Origin of the sequence: Nostoc sp., assembly GCF_036917155.1 — a bacterium.
Classification (GTDB): Bacteria; Cyanobacteriota; Cyanobacteriia; order Cyanobacteriales; family Nostocaceae; genus Nostoc.
The window spans coordinates 1-20,931 of the sequence record NZ_JBALDZ010000041.1; the positions used below are offsets into that span (position 1 = coordinate 1).

General features: G+C 42.0%; 16 protein-coding genes. 9 read left to right on the forward strand and 7 right to left on the reverse strand.

From position 1 onward, the window contains the following. Positions 1-1,078: 1,078 nt before the first annotated feature. The gene (gene tftA, locus V7K67_RS06730) at positions 1,079-2,431 is read right to left on the reverse strand and encodes a hormogonium tapered terminus morphoprotein TftA (RefSeq protein WP_335165748.1); all 1,353 of its coding nucleotides are present in this window, start codon (positions 2,429-2,431) and stop codon (positions 1,079-1,081) included. Positions 2,432-2,679: 248 nt separating this feature from the next. Between tftA and dnaG the strand changes: the two genes are divergently transcribed. Further along, positions 2,680-4,638, forward strand: a complete 1,959-nt coding sequence (gene dnaG, locus V7K67_RS06735) for a DNA primase (RefSeq protein WP_334733996.1) — start codon at positions 2,680-2,682, stop codon at positions 4,636-4,638. Positions 4,639-5,233: 595 nt separating this feature from the next. Here dnaG and V7K67_RS06740 read toward each other — a convergent pair. After that, positions 5,234-7,078 carry a tetratricopeptide repeat protein gene (locus V7K67_RS06740; protein ID WP_334733997.1) on the reverse strand — a complete coding sequence of 615 codons (1,845 nt, stop codon included), beginning with the start codon at positions 7,076-7,078 and terminating at the stop codon, positions 5,234-5,236. A 372-nt stretch (positions 7,079-7,450) separates the two neighbouring features. Here V7K67_RS06740 and V7K67_RS06745 point away from each other — a divergent pair, with 372 nt between their 5' ends. The 8 genes from V7K67_RS06745 (at position 7,451) to V7K67_RS06780 (ending at position 15,679) form a co-directional block, all read left to right on the forward strand. Next, complete coding sequence (locus V7K67_RS06745) at positions 7,451-8,908, forward strand: APC family permease (RefSeq protein WP_335165751.1); 1,458 nt, start codon at positions 7,451-7,453, stop codon at positions 8,906-8,908. A gap of 27 nt (positions 8,909-8,935) precedes the next feature. Beyond that, complete coding sequence (locus V7K67_RS06750; protein WP_334733999.1) at positions 8,936-9,121, forward strand: hypothetical protein; 186 nt, start codon at positions 8,936-8,938, stop codon at positions 9,119-9,121. A gap of 482 nt (positions 9,122-9,603) precedes the next feature. Then, positions 9,604-9,813, forward strand: a complete 210-nt coding sequence (locus V7K67_RS06755; RefSeq protein WP_334734000.1) for a hypothetical protein — start codon at positions 9,604-9,606, stop codon at positions 9,811-9,813. Between the two features lie 5 nt (positions 9,814-9,818). Further along, a complete protein-coding gene (locus V7K67_RS06760; RefSeq protein WP_334734001.1) occupies positions 9,819-10,046 on the forward strand; it encodes a hypothetical protein in 228 nt (75 codons plus the stop codon). Between the two features lie 218 nt (positions 10,047-10,264). Beyond that, the gene (iscB, locus tag V7K67_RS06765) at positions 10,265-11,548 is read left to right on the forward strand and encodes an RNA-guided endonuclease IscB (protein WP_334734002.1); all 1,284 of its coding nucleotides are present in this window, start codon (positions 10,265-10,267) and stop codon (positions 11,546-11,548) included. Positions 11,549-11,801: 253 nt separating this feature from the next. Next, the gene (locus V7K67_RS06770) at positions 11,802-13,466 is read left to right on the forward strand and encodes an FAD-dependent oxidoreductase (protein WP_335165754.1); all 1,665 of its coding nucleotides are present in this window, start codon (positions 11,802-11,804) and stop codon (positions 13,464-13,466) included. A 639-nt stretch (positions 13,467-14,105) separates the two neighbouring features. Then, the gene (locus V7K67_RS06775) at positions 14,106-14,234 is read left to right on the forward strand and encodes a hypothetical protein (RefSeq protein WP_334708828.1); all 129 of its coding nucleotides are present in this window, start codon (positions 14,106-14,108) and stop codon (positions 14,232-14,234) included. Positions 14,235-14,278: 44 nt separating this feature from the next. Continuing rightward, positions 14,279-15,679, forward strand: a complete 1,401-nt coding sequence (locus V7K67_RS06780) for an ATP-binding protein (protein WP_334734004.1) — start codon at positions 14,279-14,281, stop codon at positions 15,677-15,679. A gap of 196 nt (positions 15,680-15,875) precedes the next feature. Here the strand turns inward: V7K67_RS06780 and V7K67_RS06785 are convergent, their stop codons facing one another. From V7K67_RS06785 to V7K67_RS06805, 5 genes are all read right to left on the reverse strand, one after another. After that, positions 15,876-16,826, reverse strand: a complete 951-nt coding sequence (locus V7K67_RS06785; RefSeq protein WP_334734005.1) for a D-2-hydroxyacid dehydrogenase — start codon at positions 16,824-16,826, stop codon at positions 15,876-15,878. Between the two features lie 374 nt (positions 16,827-17,200). Then, positions 17,201-18,169 carry a D-2-hydroxyacid dehydrogenase gene (locus V7K67_RS06790; protein WP_334734006.1) on the reverse strand — a complete coding sequence of 323 codons (969 nt, stop codon included), beginning with the start codon at positions 18,167-18,169 and terminating at the stop codon, positions 17,201-17,203. A 122-nt stretch (positions 18,170-18,291) separates the two neighbouring features. Beyond that, complete coding sequence (locus tag V7K67_RS06795; protein WP_334734007.1) at positions 18,292-18,795, reverse strand: GNAT family N-acetyltransferase; 504 nt, start codon at positions 18,793-18,795, stop codon at positions 18,292-18,294. 231 nt (positions 18,796-19,026) lie between these two features. Continuing rightward, positions 19,027-19,797 carry an ATP-binding cassette domain-containing protein gene (locus V7K67_RS06800; RefSeq protein WP_334734008.1) on the reverse strand — a complete coding sequence of 257 codons (771 nt, stop codon included), beginning with the start codon at positions 19,795-19,797 and terminating at the stop codon, positions 19,027-19,029. A 263-nt stretch (positions 19,798-20,060) separates the two neighbouring features. Then, positions 20,061-20,894, reverse strand: coding sequence for an ABC transporter permease subunit (locus V7K67_RS06805; protein ID WP_334734009.1), 834 nt, complete (start codon positions 20,892-20,894; stop codon positions 20,061-20,063). Between the last annotated feature and the right edge of the window lie 37 nt (positions 20,895-20,931).

Genomic DNA, 20,931 nt, shown 5'->3' on the forward strand with positions numbered 1-20,931 from the left:
GATTGGTGGACGCATTTTATACCCCTTATGCCTTTAACCTCGAAGATTGGACACAACAAATATTGTATCTTTTGTCAACTACTTTTACTCGACCGACGCTTTAGGAATTGAACAGAAAAAGTCACAGAAATATTTATTACAATACTTCTGCTAAAATGCAATATGAAATTACTAGCAAAGATTGAACTAGCTAGAGAGGTAAAATTTCAGGTTTTCAAAGCAGCAATACAGTGATTAAATATGAAATCCAGAAAATCGCCTAAATTCTGATTTCTGAATTCATTCGAGAATACTTTAAACATCTTGTGTATGATGCTGCTTTATCGGATATCTTCTGCAAGCCATTTTTTCTAGGCTAAAGAAAATAATATCAAGTAGATGCTATGTAAACAAAGATTTCTGAAACATCTTCTGACATCCTATTTTATCAAAACAGAATTCAGGAGTCAGGAGCCAGAATTCAGCAATGTTTTTTGTGCGACTGGCGGATGAATCAAGGGGTTTAAGACCCCCACTAAATCTTCGATTTAGTGGTCTTCAATCAGTGGCGGGTCTGAATCCCCCACTGATTGATTCTGACTCCTGAATTCTGACTCCTGAATTCTTCTTCAAGGCACCAACTCTGGCAGTTTGCAAGGCAGCTACCCTTGACTATTTGACCAACGGTCGGATCGCAATACATATCATTACTGGTGACAGTGATGCTGACCAGCAATTACCGAGATTGTTACAAGTCAATTGCGAAGGTCGCGTACCACTTCGTGGAAGTAAGCTACGCAGTAGCGTCTCCAAGAGTTGCGCCTTCGGAGAACCAGTAGGGTAGCAATCACAAAGTACAGATGTTGCAATTGCTTTGCTTCACTGCGTTCCGTACCCTTCTCTACGAGATGCTTGTCTACGACACGCTACGCGAATGCTAATGGGTTATCCGAAGGAGTACGCAATGAAAAATTATGTTTTTACACATTTGGGATGCTCACCCTTTGCGATCGCGTTGTGCAAAATCTTAGTACAACTGCTTTAATAACTCACGTACTGACAACATCAGAATTGATGAACTTGAAAACTCTTGCGTAACTCAAAGATGTCCTGCTGATTCATATAATCGTTTGAGCATTGCTGAAATCTTTGTACCATAATCTAAATCTGCTGACCACCGCCCTGATAGCTGATCAATTAATGGCGCAATCCCCCGTGTGACAAAGCGAAATCTTGGATCTACTACTTCTTGTACCAAAGGTTCTAAACTAGCGTAAGCTTTCAAATGTTGGATGTGCGCCCTCACTCCAATTCTGGCACTTGGAAAAGATGCAGCCTCAGAACCGCCACCGATCGCACCTAAGCCTGCAAAGTTATTTTGCTCAGGTTTAATATCACCACCAAACTGTAAAAATCCAGTTTCTACACACATTTGACAAAAGGCAATATCATAGTTCACTCCTTCTATACCTGCTTCTTCGCGATAAAGTTTTGGGATATCAGGAAACTGTGCTAAAGCATTTTGATTATTATTTCTCAGGAATAATTGTAACTGTATTTCGGAAGTAGTACCATTTGACATCAACCGCGAAAATTGACCAGGGCAAACCACCAAATTCGATCGCAAGCTAACAGTACGTGTTGCCGCATCCCAACTAACTGCAACATTAAAATCTCGCAGTTCAATCGCTTTGACATAAACTATTTTGTGATAGGTAATCCGATTGACATTAGTCGCTTTTGAAAGGTCAATCCGCAGAAGGTCTACTAAATCAATGGGAATATAAGCATTGCCATTAACTAAAACTCCTTGCTCTGAGTAACTTTGCCCATTAATATTAATATTAATTGCTAGATAATTTGCTTCAGTCGGAGTTCCAGGACTGGGGTCAATCACACGACTCCAAGTTACTAGTCCATCGGCAATTCCCAAAGCAAAATCACGGCGGCGAGTTTGCAGCAAAGCCCGATCCTCTGGATTGCTGAGAAAACCCACTTGCATCACCAAAGCTGCAAGTGTTGTCTGGCGACAGAATGCTAAACTACCCAATCCACTATCTGTGTCTGGCTTGACTCCCCGATTTGGTAATTGGGGTACACGGCGCAACAACCCTACTAGTAACTGTTCAGCATTACTTTTGCGATCGCTATTATTAGCAATGTAGAAGACGCTAGCCCCCCGCACAGAAGGGCTATTAGCCGCATTAGATTCAATTTCTAGGGCGACATCACCCCGACGGCTGCGGGAATTGATCCAGGTGATAGTTTGGGCGGCACTCAAGTCATCAGGAACCGCCAAAATTTCCAAACTCCGCGCCCTCAGTTCCGTGACAATCAAATCCCGCAACAGAATCATTTCTTTCGCTTCAGTTGTACCACCTGCGATCGCACCTGGATCAATTCCTCCCGCTTCTTTGCCTCCATGAGCCGCTGATATAAAAATACGCCCCATTTTCAGTATTTCCTCTGATAAAATTAAGTCTAAGCAATTCTATACATCATTCTTGGTCTAGCAACAAGAATATAATAGCTATCAGAAGTCTCAAGTCATTTATCCTTTGTTATTTCTCTAAAGTTGATGGCGAGGGATTGGGGACTGGGGACTAGGGACTGGGTAATAGGTAAACTTTCAATCCCCAACACCCAATGCCTCATCTCTAATCCCCAATCCCCAGTCCCCAGTTCCCAATCCCTAATCCCATGCAAATCCCCCGCTTGCACCCAGACACAATTGAGGAAGTTAAACTACGGGCTGATATTGTCGATGTCGTCTCGGAATACGTAGTTTTACGCAAACGTGGAAAGGATTTTGTCGGTTTGTGCCCCTTCCATGACGAGAAATCCCCCAGTTTCACCGTCAGCCAAACCAAGCAAATGTACTATTGCTTTGGCTGTCAAGCTGGAGGAAATGCCATTAAGTTTGTCATGGAGTTGGGAAAACGTTCTTTTGCTGACGTGGTGCTGGATTTAGCACGGCGTTACCAAGTACCTGTACAAACTCTCGAACCCGAACAACGCCAAGAATTACAGCGTCAGCTATCTTTGCGTGAGCAGTTGTATGAAGTTCTGGCTTCATCAGCACAGTTTTATCAACACGCCCTGAGACAATCCCAAGGGCAAAAGGCACTTCAATATTTGCAATCTAACCGCCAATTCAAAGAAGAAACCATACAGCAATTTGGTTTAGGTTACGCACCCGCAGGTTGGGAAACTCTCTATCGTTATTTAGTGGAAGATAAACATTACCCAGTGCAAATACTAGAAAAAGCGGGATTGATTAAGCCACGCCGCGAAGGAGGCGGTTATTATGATGTGTTTCGCGATCGCTTGATGATTCCCATCCGCGATGTCCAAGGGCGCGTTATTGCCTTTGGCGGTAGAACTCTGACTGATGAGCAGCCTAAATATCTAAATTCACCAGAAACCGAACTTTTTAGTAAAGGTAAAACCTTATTTGCCCTCGATCAAGCCAAAGGTGGAATTTCCCAACTCGATCAAGCGGTGGTAGTAGAGGGATATTTTGATGCGATCGCTCTCCATGCTGCTGGTATTAATAATGCCGTCGCCTCACTCGGTACAGCCTTAAGCTTAGAACAAGTCCGGTTAATATTACGCTACACAGAATCGAAACAATTAGTACTCAATTTTGATGCCGATAAAGCTGGAACCAATGCAACCGAACGGGCGATCGGTGAAATTGCCGAGTTAGCATATAAAGGCGAAGTTCAGCTAAAAATTCTCAATTTACCCGATGGTAAAGATGCTGATGAATATTTGCATAGCCACACTCCCGAAGATTATGGAGAACTGCTAAAAAATGCGCCACTTTGGCTAGATTGGCAGATTCAGCAAATTATCCAAGACCGCGACTTAAAACAGGCTACTGATTTTCAGCAAGTAACTCAGCAATTAGTCAAATTACTTAAAAATATAGCTAACAGCGATACACGAAATTATTATGTTTCCTACTGTGCAGAAATACTCAGCTTGGGAGATACCAGACTCATACCCCTACGAGTCGAAAATCTGCTAACTCAAATTGCTCCGGCTGCGGCTACATACTCTAAACCTGTATCGGCAAAGAAAGTATGGGGAACTAACAAACTTTCCCCACTCCCCACTCCCCACTCCCCACTCCCCACAGAACGCAGTCTTTTAGAACACGCAGAGGCATTATTACTAAGGATTTACTTGCATTGTCCTGAACAGCATCAAACGATTATTGCCGAATTAGAGGAGCGAGATTTGCAATTTAGTCTTTCCCACCACCGATTTTTATGGCAACAGATTTTAGAAATTTCATCCGGTGATGGAGATACGAAAAATTTTGCGTCTCCACCAAATTTAATTTCCCGCCTGCAAGACCAGTTCTTAGAATTTGAGAGCGAGATCGGGTTAATTTCCCATTTATTTCATGTGGATGAAAAAAACCAGAAAGAAATACTTCGGACTCCGCAAGTAGTTCAAGCTGCGATCGCTTGCATGGATTTGGTAATGCTTGAAAAGCGTTATCGTCACTTTTTGGAACTATGGCAACAAACCGATCCAGAAGCTGAACCAGAGCGGTATCAATCATATTATCAGGCTTTCTACGCTGAAAAAATCAAGCTTCAGAAAATAGACCGACAACGGTTATTTTCCATCACAGAGTTAAGTTGACTAATACCAATGTTTCCAGCCTTTGTTTGCCCTAAAATACTCATTCAATGCTCAAACCACTATGTTTGTGTACAAATCATCTCTTTTAAGTATCTTTTAGTACATAATAATTGGCTATTAACTACTCATTATCTTTAGAAGGAATCGAAGATAATTATCTGCTTTCGCTGGCTCATCCTTACCTTCTCTTTATCTTCGCTTACAGCCCCTTCGGGGCGGGAACAGGGAACTCTTAACAGGGAACAGAAAAAAAATTAGCCCCGAATACAGGGTTTAAAGCCCCTAAATTTATTTATGAAAAGAGATAAAAATATTTGAAACGAGATGGCGTCAGCCACGATGTTTCAATGTGTCCTTGTACAAATCCCCTGATTTTAATTATGGGGATTTCCCTGTTGCCTGTTGCCCGTTCCCTGTTACCTTTTAAAGCCACTTCTATTTTGTAAACAGTAACCTGATAGAATTGGTATAAACTCCAGCCAGAATATTCTGATTGAAAAATATTAATGATTTTGTCCCTAGTTTTACTCTCCACGCCACTTGCGGGATGGAGTTTCCCGTCGCTTTCGATGAATTTGCTCATCAAATTACTTGCTTACATATCTTGCTTATATTCTTCTAACAATTGTGGAATGTGATCGTACCCATCTACACCGATAACTGCAATCATTTTCGGGCGATGTTGCTGTAATAACTTCTGGAAAGCTTCTGCTCCTATTTGTCCTTGTAAAATTGTCAGTAACCCTGCCGGTTGACGCCACTCACGAGAAGCAATTTGCTGTAAAAGATACATTCCCAAGCAGCCTGTATAAACAGTTTTTTCGGAATTTTGCAGATGATAATAAGCTTCTGCTAAATAAGCCAAGTTCCGCCCTTGCAAATACAAATCACCAGAAACTTGTGCTGTTTTAAAGCCATCTTCAAGATATTTAATTGCCGTTTGGTGTTGTCTAATTACTAGATAAGCAATTCCTAAACTGCTGACACATAAGGCTTTACTTTGAATATCGCCTAATTTTTCTGATAATTTTAAACCTTGTTCCAAATAATTAATTGCGGCTTCATAAGTTTCAGGTTCTAAGTTTTCTAGTTCCTGAGCCTGCATAACTTCGCTGTAACCTAAATTTACCAGCGCGTTTGCTTCTCCTGTCCTATCGCCTGCTTGCCGACTCAGTATTAATGCTCGTTGACTGTAGTTAATTGCCTCAGCATAATTTTGCTGTTGCACGTAGGTACGGCTGAGGTGGTTGAGATTAGCAATTTCACAGGCGCGATCGCCTGCATTCCTGGCGATCTCTAGTGCCTGCTGATGAAAATCAATAGAGCGCTGGTATTGTCCCAAAGCACGTTGAGAATAGCCTAAAAGTGTCAAAATACGTGCCTTTTCTTGGGTTCCCTCGCCTCGTCGCAGCGGTTCATCCAAATAATCTAGGGCATCTCGTAAATAAGTGCCAGTAAAAGAGGCAAAAATCCCGCCGTAAAAGGGAAAATACGGACGCTGGGCAAAGGTTCGCAAAATCTGGAGCATGATTTGAGAACAGGCATCGCTATATACTGTCCCAATGCTGCTAAAACCACTTGCTAACTGACTCCAAATCACTGCAAAGGTCAAAAAAGTGGAAATGGACAACTTTGGCCCAGCTTTCACATCGTAAGCTTGTTGGTCAAACCAGTTAATTAGTCCCCGTTGCAAGAACTGTAAAATCAATGCCATTTCCACCCAATCTCTGAGGGTGATACCCCGTTGTCGCTGGGCAAACTCAATTGCTGATTCTTCTCTAGCTAAGGTGCGAAGCAGTGTTTGGGGTAACTCACTACTGAGTTGTTTAGCCCAACTTGCCCAAGGGCCACGTTCTCCTGGTACGCCGCCAAATCCCAGAGATTCTTTTTGCTCGTACATCCAACTGAGCAAGTTGTCTTGCAATCGCTGCCAAGAAGCTAAACCACGGGTAATTCCTTCGGAAAATTGTTGTAAATCAGAATCAGCTTGAGCAAATTGCTGCAATGCTTTTGACAACTGCTGTAGCTGTTGCAAATTTAGCGGATACTTCTGATTGGGGTCAGTAACCCGGATAAATGTCGCCAGACGCTCGTTAGCGGTAGCTGTAGTAATTTCTGTAACTGCGGAGGCGATCGCTTCTGTGGCTTTATTTTGCTCTTGCCAGCGTTGCCATTGACTTTGAATCGTCTTAATAGCTCTCAAACTGCGAGTCGCCTTGGCTTTCTTGAGTTCGTCTTTTTCGCTATCGACTTGGCTTTGGAAGGCATTCAGGCGATCGCTCAAAGCTAGCTCAAAGACTTCCCCTGTCCCGGAAGTGATACCTTTTAGCAGCATTTGATACACCTGTTCTACAGAGCTAATTTTGCCCTTGAGGGTGGTTTCGACAATTTCATCGATTAAGGCAAGATAGCGATCGCTTAATGGCAGAGAGTCTGGCACTTTGGCTACTAGGAGAATGTCACATCAATTCTAATTCTAGTCTTGGCAGCAAAAATGGGAAAAATAATTAGCGGCAAAAAATTTTTCGGTTATTGCAAATATCTACCCTAGTTCTCCCCCATTAAAATGATTATCATTTTTATTGACTGTATATTTTATTCTCTGGAAGTCCCTTAGGCGATGATTTTGACAAAAGGTAGCCAGCTAATGAGTAGTTAATAATATTTATTTATCTAATCGATAACTAAGAATATTTGCTCTTATGAGTGAGATTTTATAAGGTTAAATCAGCATTTTGTAGTCAGTACCTATTGAAGTTAGTTTTAATCCCGTGCCTACTGCATTCAAATATATAGTGAGGAGAGATGGTACATGACTCAAGAAATCGAGCTAAAAATCAATCAGAGCGCTCATGGCTTAAAAAAAGAATGTCTTTCATACGGGGAAGTTTTTGCACAATCAGTTGCAGTTATTGCACCCACAACAACACCCGCAGCTAATTTAGGTTTAATCTTCGCCAGTTCAGGTAACGGCACTTGGCTGAGTTTCTTATTAGGGATGATTGGGCTGTTGTTTGTTGCTGTCAACATTAACCAATTTGCACGGCGTTCTGCTTCTCCAGGTTCGCTATACTCCTATATTGTCAAAGGTTTGGGTTCTACAGCAGGTGTTATGTCTGCCTGGGGTCTGATTCTGGGTTATTTATTTACGGGGATGTCAACCTTATCTGGCTTTGCAATTTTTGGTGAATCTTTGCTGAGTCATATTGGTATACACACCCATACTTTAACATTGTTCGCACTGGGAACAATTCTGGCTTGGTATGTGGGTTATAAAGACATTCAGTTATCAGCAAAAATGATGCTGGTACTTGAAGGCATCTCTGTAGTTTCAATTTTGTTGTTAGGGATGATTGTTTGGGCGCACAAGGGCTTTGCAATTGATCTGTCCCAACTAACCCTCAAAGGAGCTACCCCAGGTGGCATCTCGCTAGGAATTGTCCTGGTTGTGTTTGGTTTTTCGGGTTTTGAAAGCGCTACATCTTTAGGAGATGAAGCGAAAAAACCACTGAAAAATATTCCCAAATCTTTGATTCAAAGCACGATGTGGTCTGGTGTATTTTTCATGTTCATGGCGTATGTGGAAGTGCTGGGCTTTAGTGGTAGCTCTGTAGACTTGGGCAAAACTGAGGAGCCACTGACATTTTTAGCAAATCAAGCAGGTGTGGGCTTATTGGGAACGTTAATTAGTATTGGTGCATTATTGAGTTTCTTCGCTTGTACTCTTGCTTGTATCAATCCAGCAGCCAGGATAGTGTTCATGATGGCACGGGATGGTTTGTTTCATAATTCTCTGGGTAAAGCCCATGATTCTAACCTGACACCCCACACAGCAATTGCCCTGTGTTCCTTGATTACATTTATAGTCCCTAGTGCGTTGAACCTGTTTAGCATCAAGCCTTTTGAAATTTTGGGTTACACAGGAACACTTTGCACTTATGGTTTTTTAGTCGTATATATCTTAGTTTCAATTGCTGCTCCAATTTACTTGTATCGCATCAAAAAACTCCGCTCAATGGATATCTTGTTTTCAGTCTTAGGCGTAGTTTTTATGATGATTCCTGTTCTTGGTACTGTCGGAATTCCCGGTAGTAGTCTATTTCCAGTGCCAGCAGCACCTTACAATACCTTCCCTTACTTGGTCTTACTCTACTTTATTGCGGGGTTTGGATGGCTTGTCATTCAAAAACTGCGTTATCCCAAAATGGTGAAGAAAATGGAACGCTCCATTGATGAGATTCACGCTCGATTCCAAGACGAAATCCCTTAATGTGGCGGGAGTACCCCGGAGGTTTAGATGGAATTTGAACTAGGACAGCAGGTGATCTGGAACTACAAGTCTTGTGGAAGGCACACCTGTACTCATAAAATCCCTGCTCAAATCATCAAATTCAGTCAAAAACAAGTCCAAATTCAGGTACATAAGATTACTGGTGAATCCCTTAGACGTTGGGTTCACCGAGACAGGCTGGAAACCTTTTAAATAGCTCCTGCTAGTACAAGAAGGCAAAAGTAAAAAGGCAAAAGTAAAAAGAAATAATGCTTATTTTGTAGGCTTTCTGGCTATTTTAAATGGGTGGTTTATTTACGCCGTGTTGTACTAGTTAATTAGCGTGCAATGCTCATTATTCTCACCGTGATTATACACGCTCTGCTGATGATGTTTTATCACGGTCTGAGGGTGGGAGAAGTTGTAGGCTCTAAATGCGGTTTGCGCTAAGATGCCCTGATAATGTGCTTACGTTTTTCCAGGAGCGTTTTAAAGTGATGCAATTCCCGTATTTCTCACTCTTCAGTAGGGCCGGGTTAACAGATATGATCCATCATTCATGAATGTCTCGCTTAACCCGCCCCTACGACCTCTGCACTTCGGTTTGATAAATCTGGTGAGAAATCCAGGAATTGTGCAATGCTGGTGTTGAACCTTTTTCTAGGGTCAAATAAAGTGCAGGGAGATGAACAAGTATGCCTGAACACGTATTTCATGACCAACTGAGTTTAGAGGAACAAACTGAAAAACTCGCAAAACAAGCATTAAGCTTGGGTTTGATTCCCAGCTTTGTGGTGCATTACTTTCCCGATACCTGGGTATTTTATATCCCTAATGAAAGTCAATCTGAACCACTTACACCAGAAGAGGCATACTTTCGTTTAAAGCAACTGGTTAAACAGTAGATATTTTGACACAAATTTTTACAAGAAAAGACAGTCCCGATGAAACAAATTTTACAGCCTTGAATGAAAGAATAACTGGGGACTGGGGACTGGGGACTGGGGACTGGGGATTAGTATTTTTACTCAGCACTCAGCACGGGCTAAACGCCCCGCTATCGCTAACAGCACTCAGCACTTTCAAGCTAGAGGGCAGTTTGAGCTTGCGGAAAGAAGTGTCAATAACTCAGGGCTAAAGCCACTGAGCTTGCAAGAGAAATCAAGCAAGCTGTGTTGACCAGTCTAAGTCAAAACTTGACTACGTTTTTTGAGTCACGACACCCCGGAATGCGTAGCTAGTTCCTTGCTCTGTCATTTGCAATTAAACAGTTTTAAAGTCACTGAAACAGTGTTGCAAGTCTAAAAAGCTCTTAAAACATTGACGAAGCTAACATTACCCGAAAGGAGGGACTTCATGTCCAAAATATTCGTATTAGATACCAAAAAAAGACCATTAGACCCAATTCATTCAGCACAAGCAAGGCAATTATTACGGAACAGAAAGGCAGGAGTTTTTAGACGCTTTCCTTTCACTATTATCTTAAAGGAATCTCATCTGGAACTTCCGATATCAGCGCTCAGATTAAAAATAGACCCTGGTGCTAAGTTCACAGGAATAGCATTAGTCAACGATGTGACAGGAGAAGTTGTAAATGCTTTCGAGCTAAAACATCGCGGGTTTGCAATTAGGGATTCATTGACCTCTAGGCGACAATTAAGACGTAGTAGACGGGCAAGAATTACTCGTTACAGAAAACCAAGATTCCAAAACCGCCCTCGTCCAGAAGGATGGTTAGCACCTAGCTTACAAAGTCGGGTTGAGAACATCAAAACTTGGGTTGATAAATTACGCCGACTTGCACCGATTCAAGCTATTAGTCAAGAGTTAGTTCGCTTTGATATGCAACTAATACGCAACCGCAATATCCAGGGAAACGAGTATCAACAAGGTACACTTGCTGGTTACGAAACAAGAGAATATCTATTAGAGAAATGGGGCAGAGAATGTGCTTATTGTGGAGCAAAAGATGTTCCATTTCAGATAGAACATATTCTGTCCCGTGCTAAAGGAGGTTCAAATTCAATAACAAACTTAACCCTAAGTTGCGAAAAATGTAATACCAAAAAAGGAACGAAAGCTCTGAAAGAATTTCTCAAAAAAGACTCAATTAGGCTAGAAAGAATCTTGAGCCAAGCTAAAAGACCTTTGGCTGACGCAGCAGCCGTAAATACAACGAGATTCACATTGTTGAACGCATTAAAAGAAACTGGATTACCTGTAGAAACAGGCTCCGGTGGTTTAACAAAGTTTAATCGTAGTCAACAAATACTAGAAAAAACTCACTGGATTGATGCGGCTTGTGTTGGTAAATCAACGCCAATTCTGAATATTAAAGGTGTGAAACCATTGTTAATCATTGCAAATGGACACGGCACTAGACAGTCATGCAGAACTGACAAATATGGTTTTCCAAATCGTCACTGTTCTAGAACTAAATTTCACTTTGGTTTTCAGACCGGGGATATTGTTAAAGCAGTTGTCAAAACTGGCAAGAAAGTTGGTGGACATATTGGAAGAATTGCAACCCGTGTAACTGGAAGTTTCAATATCTCAACTAGAAATGGATTAGTTCAAGGAATTAGTTATAAAGCCTGTAAAACTATCCACAAAAAAGATGGTTATGGCTACTCAAGCTAAAAAAATACCACGGCGACTAAAGTCGCTCGTGCCGCTTACCTCTCAGGGCTAAAGCCGCTGAGTTTCCCGCATCCCGCGAGGTTTTATGATTATTGATGATTACTTGAATTCTGGGTCAAGAGCCACGTTTAAAAGAAAAAGCGCTCCAAGATCAATCCCACGTTTTTAAATGTGGGTTCATAAAAGCCTCCTGCCCCCTGTCTCCTGAAAGAAGACAACGGCTAGGCACTGCAATTGTTGAGTAACAGTAATTATGGCGAAACCAGCAATTTTAACCGTCGATGATGATCCAGAGGTGCTGCAAGCAGTGTCACGAGACTTACGGCATCAGTATGGCGATCGCTTCCGCATTGTTCGGGCAGATTCAGGTATTAGCGCTCTGGATGTGGTGCAGCAACTCAAATTACGGAATGAACCTGTTGCCCTATTCTTGGTAGATCAACGTATGCCCCAGATGGGAGGTGTGGAGTTCCTCGAACAGGCAAAAGACATCTTTCCCGATGCAAAACGTGCCTTGTTGACAGCCTATGCAGATACAGATGCTGCCATTAAATCAATTAATAGTGCCAGACTTGATTATTACTTACTCAAGCCCTGGAATCCACCAGAAGAGAAGTTATATCCGGTTTTAGATGATTTGCTCGATGACTGGCTAGCTGGATTCCGCCCACCCCTTGGAGGCATTCGAGTCATTGGTAATCGCTGGTCGCCTTTTTCACATCAGGTGAAAGATTTCCTAGCACGTAACCAGATTCCATTTAAGTGGTTAGATATTGAACTGGAACCGGAGGCGGCAAAATTGGTGGAATATGCCCAAGCTGATTGTAGACGACAATTGCCCTTGGTGCTGTTTCCCGATGGTTCCCGGTTAATTCAACCATCTAATTTAGAGATTGCTGCCAAAATTGGACTGCAAACTCAGGCAGAGCGACCCTTTTATGATTTGGCGATCGTGGGTGCTGGCCCTGCCGGACTGGCTGCCGCAGTCTATGGCGCTTCTGAAGGATTGAGTACTGTTTTAATTGAGCGGGAAGCGCCAGGAGGACAAGCCGGCACGAGTTCGCGGATTGAGAACTATTTGGGGTTTCCTGTTGGCTTGAGCGGTAGTGATTTGGCAAGGCGGGGAGTCACCCAAGCGCGGCGATTTGGGGTAGAGATTCTTACACCTCAAGTAGTAACTGGGGTTAGGCTGGAAGATCCTTATCGGATTCTGCAATTGGCGGATGGTAGCGAAATTAGTTGCCATGCGCTTTTAGTTGCAACTGGCGTTTCCTATCGCTGGTTAAATGTACCGGGAGCCGAAAAGCTGACAGGGGCAGGAATTTACTATGGTGCTGCTATGACTGAGGCGATCGCCTGTAGCAACGAAGAGGTTTACTTAGTAGGCGGGGCAAACTCTGCTGGACAGGCAGCAATGCACTTTTGTAAGTATGCCAGCAAAGTGATTATGTTGGTGCGGGGAGAGTCACTGTCATCGAGTATGTCCCAATACTTGATTGACCAGATTGCTGCTACTGAAAATATCAAAGTTTGCACAGATTGCAGCATTGTGGAAGTGAAGGGAGAGGAACATTTAGAAGCAATTGTGATTGCCCACGCCAAAACTGGACAAACCGAAACTGTGTCAGCGCGATCGCTCTTTATTTTCATCGGTGCTAGCCCTAAAACAGATTGGCTTGATGGCGTTATTCAACGCGATGCTCAGGGGTTTGTCATCACAGGGCCAGACTTAATGCATAATGCTAAATCTGCCCCAGGTTGGAATTTGGAACGCTCTCCTTTTTTGCTAGAAACCAACATTCCAGGTATCTTCGCAGCTGGAGATGTCCGCTACGGCTCAATTAAGCGCGTGGCATCCGGTGTGGGAGAAGGTTCCATCGCTATTCAATTCGTTCATCGTTACTTGAGTAATGTTTAGCTAATTCGTAATTCGTAATTAAGGAATAAGAATTAAATAACATACAATTCATGATAGCATTTGCGATCGGATTCAGTGGTGCGATCGCCGATAGTTTTTGAATGAAAATATAAAATAGATTACGCGTATTTGATGTATCAAATATTCTTTTACCCCACCCTAACCCTCCCCTTATAAAGGGGAGGGAACTAGATTTTCCGGTTTCCCCCCCAATAGACATCTCCAGAAATTAAATATGCGTTATCCAGAATCCTTGTAGAGACGTAGCACTGCTACGTCTCTACATTCATTTTCACCAGATGTCTAATACATCGGGGGGATTAAGGGGGGTAATTCGACTTGTGTATACACCGTAGCCGATATATTGGAGAGGGAAGCTAGAGACAGAATGAAGTTTTACATCTTATTTAATCCATGTTCCTAAGAGAGTTAGATGTAACTTGAGCTTTGTAGCTTGCACCTGTAGTATTCTTTTGGTGAATTGATCTAAATACCAAATGTGAAAGAAAGTATTGTTTCAAGAGTAGGCTAAAAGATGGAAAACCTCTTTGTGTAGTTTGTTATTAATTACGAATTAAGTAAGTCGGTAAGAAAAATTCAATGTATATGAAGAAATATAAATTAGCTGTAGGGTGTGTTATGCCTTATAGCAACGCACCTGAGATTGTTGACGGTGCGGCGCTTGGCGACAACACACCCTACATTAAATTCCTTAACATAGCTGGAAATATTAGCACCGACTTACTTACGAATTACGAATTAGTATAAGGAGTTTTAATTACGAATTACGAATTAGTATAGGGGGTTCATCAATGTTATGTATTGAAGAATTAATCAACTTAGACGCATTTCAGCAGCTTCCTCAAGAGCGGTTGCAGTGGGTTTGCGATCGCGCTCAAACAGTTGAACTTATTGCCGGAGAAGTATTGTCTCATGAGGGAGACTCTGCATGTCGCTTATTTATCTTAGTCAAAGGTAAAATCAACATCACCCGCCGCAGTGAAGGAGTTGAAATCCCCATTGGGCAACACGAAGCCCCATCCTTTTTTGGTGAAATTCCCGTACTCACGGATGAACCTGCACCTGTGACAATGAGGGCATTGACAAATTGCCATCTCTATGAAATGAAGGGAGAAGACTTCCGTAAACTGCTGCATGAATGTCGTGATTTTGAGCGGATGGTCTTCCGAATTATGCAGCGTCGTGTCCGGGGGCTAGAGTCTTTTATTCGTGGGCGAGAAAAGATGGCAGCTTTAGGGACACTTGCCGCCGGTTTAGCTCATGAACTCAACAACCCAGCCGCAGCCCTGGTTCGGACTTTAGGAGAAATGCCCGCCGCTATCTTAGAGTTACAACGAATGAATTTAGTTTATGGGCAACGCAATGTTGACGAAGCCCATACTCAACACTGGTTGAGAGTACGCGATCAAGGCTATGATGCGATTTTGAATAATCGCCTAGATCCGGTAACACTAAGCGATCGCGAAGCCATATTACTGGAATGGTTAGAAGACTATGGTGTAAACCAAGCATGGAAATTAGCAGAACCTTTAGCGGAAGGTGGTGTTGAGGTTGAAACCTTAGAGCAACTCATGAAACGTTGGCGCAACGATGACACGGAATTGCGAGAAATGGGATTGCACTGGCTAGCGCTTTCCTTTGAAGTCATGTCAATGATTAAACATGGTTTGCGAGGATCTGAGAGGATTTCCGAACTTGTGCAAGCGATGAAGTCTTATTCTTATCTCGATCAAGGCATTCAGCAAGAAGTAAATATACATCAAGGCTTGGAAGATACCTTGCGATTGTTTGCTCATAAACTCAAGAGCGGTATCCAAGTGCAACGCAATTACGATCAACGTCTGCCGAAAATTCTGGCCTATGGCAGTGAACTAAATCAAGTGTGGACGAACTTAATAGACAACGCCATTGATGCAATGGATGGTAAGGGATTACTGGAAATTACAACTTGGCATTGCGATCGCTTTGCCCATATTGACATCATCGACTCTGGTAGTGGAATTCCACTTGAAATTAAAACGCGTATTTTTGAACCCTTCTTCACCACCAAATCAGTAGGGCATGGATCGGGATTGGGTTTAGAAACCGCTCGCCGGATTGTAGAAAATCGCCATCACGGTACACTCTCATTTGAATCGCAGCCAAGTAGAACTTGTTTCACAACCTGCTTGCCTTTGACATCAGAAATCTGACTCAAGTAGCTTCACTGCTATAGATCGCTGTAGTAGAGACGTTGCAATGCAACGTCTCTAACAGTATTACCCGGATTTCTCACCAGATTTATCAAACTGAAGTGCAGAGGTCGTAGGGGCGGGTTAAGCGAGACATTCATGAATGATGGATCATATCTGTTAACCCGCCCCTACTGAAGAGTGAGAAATGCGGGTACTAGTATCCAGCTTGCTTATCTACGACATTCCGCAAGGGCTGACCAGTTTGGTAGCGTTTGAGATTGTCGATAAACAGTTGTGCTATGCGCTCTCTCAGACGTGGCGATAAGGCTGAACAATGGGGTGTAATAAAGGCATTTGGTAGCGACCATAAGGGACTTTCTGGCGGCAGAGGTTCGATTGCAACTGTGTCTAATCCAGCGCCAGCAATCCATCCTTCACGTAATGCGGTGATTAATGCAGCTTCATCTACGATCGCACCACGAGCAATATTAATTAGGTAAGCAGACTGACGCATAGAGCGCAATGCAGCTTCATCAATCAAACCTTTAGTTTCTGGAGTTAATGGTGTAGCAAGAACTACATAGTCTGCTGCCGGGAGGAGCGATCGCCACTCATCAGCACCCACAACCCGATCAAAATTCGGTAGGGGTTCGGGATGGCGGCGACTACCCCAAACCGTGACTCCAAAAGCTTTAGCACGAGATGCGATCGCTTGACCAATATTCCCAGTGCCAAGAACTAATAAAGTTGCGTCTGCCAACTCTTCGAGAAATACTCCTCTTACCCAAGTGTGTTCATCTTGCAAAGTTTGCAATTTTCGCAGATTTTTGGCGTGATACAGCATGAATGCCAATACAAATTCTGCAATTGGAATTGCGTGAACCCCTGCGCCATTAGTGAGGATAATATCCTTTTGCAAAAAAGTTGGTGTGAGGATATGATTCACGCCAGCACTCGGTGACTGTTGCCAACGTAGCGCGGGTGCTGCTGTCAGTACTTTGTCAAGGGTAGAAGTTTTTAGGTAAAATCCGTTGACATAAACTTCGGCATCACTGGCATCACCATCAAGATTACCTTCACTATCCACCTCCACAACATCTATATTAGATGGTAGGTGTGGCTCAATATCTGCAATTAGATGATCTGGTAATATTAGTTTCACCATTTGATACTCCCTGATTTCATTTTGGATTTTCAAAGTGATTGGGGACTGGGGATTAGGGACTGGGGATTAGGGACTGGGGATTAGGGACTGGGTATTCTTATTAGAAATATTAGAAAAACTAATCCCCAGTCTCTAGGGCGTGTTTTCAAACCCCAAATTAGACTTGATTGTAGACTTGATTGAGAGACAAAACCCAACCTTGACGCTGCTTTACTGGGTTTAGCTTCCCATAGGGAAGCTACTCGAACGCTTAACTCAACCTACATTTCGAGGTTGAAAATAAGACCATCCCAGTCCCCAGTCCCCAATTCCCAGTCCCCAGTCCCCAATTCCCAGTCCCCAGTCCCCAATTCCCAGTCCCCAGTCCCCAGTCCCTAATATCCTGCTTCTTTGTCTACTACATTTCGTAACGGTTGACCAGCTTGGTAACGCTTGAGATTATCAATAAATAGTGCTATTGAACGCTGTTTACTTTTTGGGGAATGACCGGAGGTGTGGGGTGTGATAAAAATGTTAGGAAGTGACCACAAAGGACTTTCTGGTGGTAACGGTTCAGAGTTAACTGTGTCTAATGCTGCACCTGCAATCCAACCTTCGGTAAGCGCTTTGATTAATGCCGATTCATCAACTACGCCACCACGAGCAATATTAATTAGGTAAGCATGATTTGGTAGCGATGCCTTCGGCGGGCTACGCCAACGCAATACAGATTCATCAATAAATTCTTTGGTTTCAGGAGTTAGGGGTGTTGCAATAACTACATAATCAACCCCTGGTAGGAGCGATCGCCATTCATCAGCACCCACTACTTTATCAAAATTTGGTAACTCTTGGGGATGACGGCGACTGCCAATAATTTTTAAACCGAAGGGTTTAGCACGGGCGGCAATTTCTTGGCCAATACCACCAGCGCCAATAATTAGCAAGGTTGCATCTGTCAACTCTTGGATGGCAAAGCCTCTTTTCCAGTGACGTTCCGCCTGTAAAGCATATAATTCTGGCAGGTGTTTGGCATGAGCCAGTATATAAGTGATCACAAATTCTGCGATCGGAATTCCATGCACTCCCGCCCCATTTGTGAGAATAATATCTCTCTTCAAATAAGTTGGTGTCAGGATGTGATTCACCCCTGCATTTGGTGCATGATGCCAACGTAATGCAGGTGCTGCTTCTATTATTTTATGCAACGTCGGACTTCTGGATAAAAACCAACTGAAATAAACTTCAGCATCGCTAGCATCGCCGTCTAAATTTCCTTCAACATCTACCCTGACAACCTCTGTATCAGGCGGTAGATGAGGCTCAATATCAGCAACGAGATCGAGCGGTAAAATCAGCTTCATTGTAGATTACCTCTTAATTTCTTTACAGAGCTATCTTTAGAAAATGTCTCTGTTTGATTAATAAATACCTTTTTCTCTTCGTCTAAATTATGATATTTAGGAAGAATTAAGATATTTTATTTTTATTTAATCTGTAAGCGCATAAACTCCAGATCAAAATATTGATGATTAGATTTATATGCCATTTCCTCTATTCCATATATTTGAAAACCCAATGATAAATAAAGTTGTTTTGCTAATAAATTATTTCTAACAATATCAAGTAATAATATTTCTACCTCATTAATAGCTTTTGCTTTTTCAATTAATTCATTTAGTAATAATTTAGCTATGCCTTTTCCTCGATATTCTTGTTTAACATACATACTACTAATATATGCTTTATGCCTGAGTTTTATTCTTGATTCTTGGTGAAACGCGACTATTCCAATTAACGTTTTATCCTCAAAGCAGCCCAAAATAAAGTTATTGTTATTTTCTGGTATTCTATCCCGAAATTTTTCTATCGTCTTAATTGTTTCTTCATGATACGATGTACCAAATGAATCTGGATTTTTATATAAAGCTTCTAATCTGATCTGTCTATAATCTTCTGCATCATACTTTGTTATTTTTCTGATTATCATTAGATTGAATATAAATAATAGATATTTATGTATTATTTTCAATAAAGCTATATAAGTTAATAATTACTATCTTTTACTTTGTCTAGTTTGTGAATATAGAAAAAATCACCAATAACCGCAGAGAGGATAGTTAATATAGCTGCTTTTTAAGAGTAAATTTTAATCTCGAAGTAGCCTATTTTACCGCAGCTACCTCAAGCATTAGATGAATCAAGTAACGAAAGCTAAATCTCAACTACTCAACTGCAACAATTGATTATTTGGCTGAGAACTTTCATTGCTCATGACTCGCTCTAAAACTGCTTCTCTGATATTGATAAACACTTCGCTACTTCGATCTCGCGGGCGTGAAAGTCTCACAGGTAAATCTACAGAAATCTGCCCTTCATCAATCACTATCACTCGGTCTGCCAACGCCACAGCCTCTTCCACATCATGAGTAACCAAAAAGGCAGTAAATCTCCGCTCTTGCCACAAATTTTCAATCAAATTCTGCATCTCTAATCGAGTTAGAGCATCCAAAGCTCCCAAAGGTTCATCTAACAATAACAAATGGGGTTGACTAACTAATGCTCTTGCCAATGATACCCGTTGCCGTTGTCCACCAGACAAAACATAAGGCCACTCATCAGCCCGATCTTTGAGTCCGACTTTATCGAGTGCCCACAAAGCTTTTTCACGCCAATCACCTTGCAAGCCTAACCCTACGTTTTGGATAACGCGCTTCCACGGTAACAAACGGGGGTCTTGAAACATCACTCTTACAGAGCCGCTGAGTCTACGCAGTGGTTCTCCATCGAGTAGTATTCCGCCGGAAGTTGCTTTATCTAATCCTGACACAAGACGCAATAAGGTACTCTTACCACAACCACTTCGTCCGACAATAGCGACAAACTCACCTGCTTCAACTTCTAAATTCAACGAGTTTAAAACAGTTTTCTTGCTAAAAGCTTTCGTCAAATCCAAAATACTTAGTTGTGTACCCTGTACATTTGAACTCACTTGCAAAACCTCCTTTTTTAGAACAATTGGAAATTAATTATTTGATAAGACGTTCAAGAAAGCAAATCACACTCAAAATGAATAAAAGTCAATCGATTTTAGATTTTAGATTTTGGATTTATTTCACCCACAAGGTAGAGCCACTGAGTTAGCCGAGTTCTTCGGCATAAAATAAGTGGTATTCGTGCGTGAACTAAAAAATCTAAAATTGTTGTTCAAAAGTTAAAATCAAGAGCTTTCAACGACTTTGGTGACTTTAGCATTTATGACTTTTGATAATTGGGGTTCCAAGCCAAGAATTTTGTTTCTAATCCTCTGGCAACAGCATCCGCTAATTTACCCAGCAGTGCATAGATTACAATACTTAAAACCACAACATCGGTTTGCATAAACTCACGGGCATTCATTGCCATATAACCAAGACCGGAATCTGCCGCGATCGTTTCTGCCACAATTAGTGTCAGCCACATAATCCCCAAGGAAAAACGGACACCAACAAGAATTGAAGACAACGCTCCTGGAAAAATAATTTGCCACAGAAGTTGTGGTGTTTTTAATCCATAAACTTTTCCCATTTCAATCAGTCCAGGATCAACACTACGGATGCCATGAAATGTATTGAGATATAACGGAAAAAATACCCCCATAGACACTAGAAATAATCTAGCTTGATCGCCAATACCAAACCAGAGAATCACTAGGGGAATTAATGCCAAATTGGGGATGGTACGGAGCATTTGTAAGGAACTATCCAATAACTTTTCTGCTACGTGGGAAAAGCCATTGAGTAATCCCAAACCAAAGCCAATACTGCCACCAACGATAAAACCAGATATCGCCCGCCCAGCACTAATTCCTATATTTTGGAACAGTTCTCCAGTTGATCCTAGCTTAATTGCAGTAGCGATTACACCACTTGGCGCTGGTAAAATTCTGGTTGAAAGTAAACCAGTTCTGGAAGCAAGTTCCCAAAGAATTAATACGGTAACAGGCACAATCCAAGGAACTATCTGCTGGAATTGTTGGTTTTCCCACAATTCGTTCAGGAATATTGGATTGTTGTTATTGCTTTTGGTGCGTTTAAGGGTAATAGTCATGGAATTTGGGATTTTAGATTTTAGATTGTCCACAGGG

Bases quoted from the DNA above. Each gene is read 5' to 3' on its own strand.
- tftA (WP_335165748.1), bottom strand. From the start codon at position 2,431: ATGGGGCGTATTTTTATATCAGCGGCTCATGGAGGCAAAGAAGCGGGA.
- V7K67_RS06770 (WP_335165754.1), top strand. From the start codon at position 11,802: ATGGCGAAACCAGCAATTTTAACCGTCGATGATGATCCAGAGGTGCTG.
- V7K67_RS06805 (WP_334734009.1), bottom strand. From the start codon at position 20,894: ATGACTATTACCCTTAAACGCACCAAAAGCAATAACAACAATCCAATA.
- iscB (WP_334734002.1), top strand. From the start codon at position 10,265: ATGTCCAAAATATTCGTATTAGATACCAAAAAAAGACCATTAGACCCA.
- V7K67_RS06745 (WP_335165751.1), top strand. From the start codon at position 7,451: ATGACTCAAGAAATCGAGCTAAAAATCAATCAGAGCGCTCATGGCTTA.
- V7K67_RS06755 (WP_334734000.1), top strand. From the start codon at position 9,604: ATGCCTGAACACGTATTTCATGACCAACTGAGTTTAGAGGAACAAACT.
- V7K67_RS06790 (WP_334734006.1), bottom strand. From the start codon at position 18,169: ATGAAGCTGATTTTACCGCTCGATCTCGTTGCTGATATTGAGCCTCAT.
- V7K67_RS06780 (WP_334734004.1), top strand. From the start codon at position 14,279: ATGTTATGTATTGAAGAATTAATCAACTTAGACGCATTTCAGCAGCTT.
- V7K67_RS06785 (WP_334734005.1), bottom strand. From the start codon at position 16,826: ATGGTGAAACTAATATTACCAGATCATCTAATTGCAGATATTGAGCCA.
- dnaG (WP_334733996.1), top strand. From the start codon at position 2,680: ATGCAAATCCCCCGCTTGCACCCAGACACAATTGAGGAAGTTAAACTA.
- V7K67_RS06795 (WP_334734007.1), bottom strand. From the start codon at position 18,795: ATGATAATCAGAAAAATAACAAAGTATGATGCAGAAGATTATAGACAG.
- V7K67_RS06750 (WP_334733999.1), top strand. From the start codon at position 8,936: ATGGAATTTGAACTAGGACAGCAGGTGATCTGGAACTACAAGTCTTGT.
- V7K67_RS06775 (WP_334708828.1), top strand. From the start codon at position 14,106: ATGCCTTATAGCAACGCACCTGAGATTGTTGACGGTGCGGCGCTTGGC.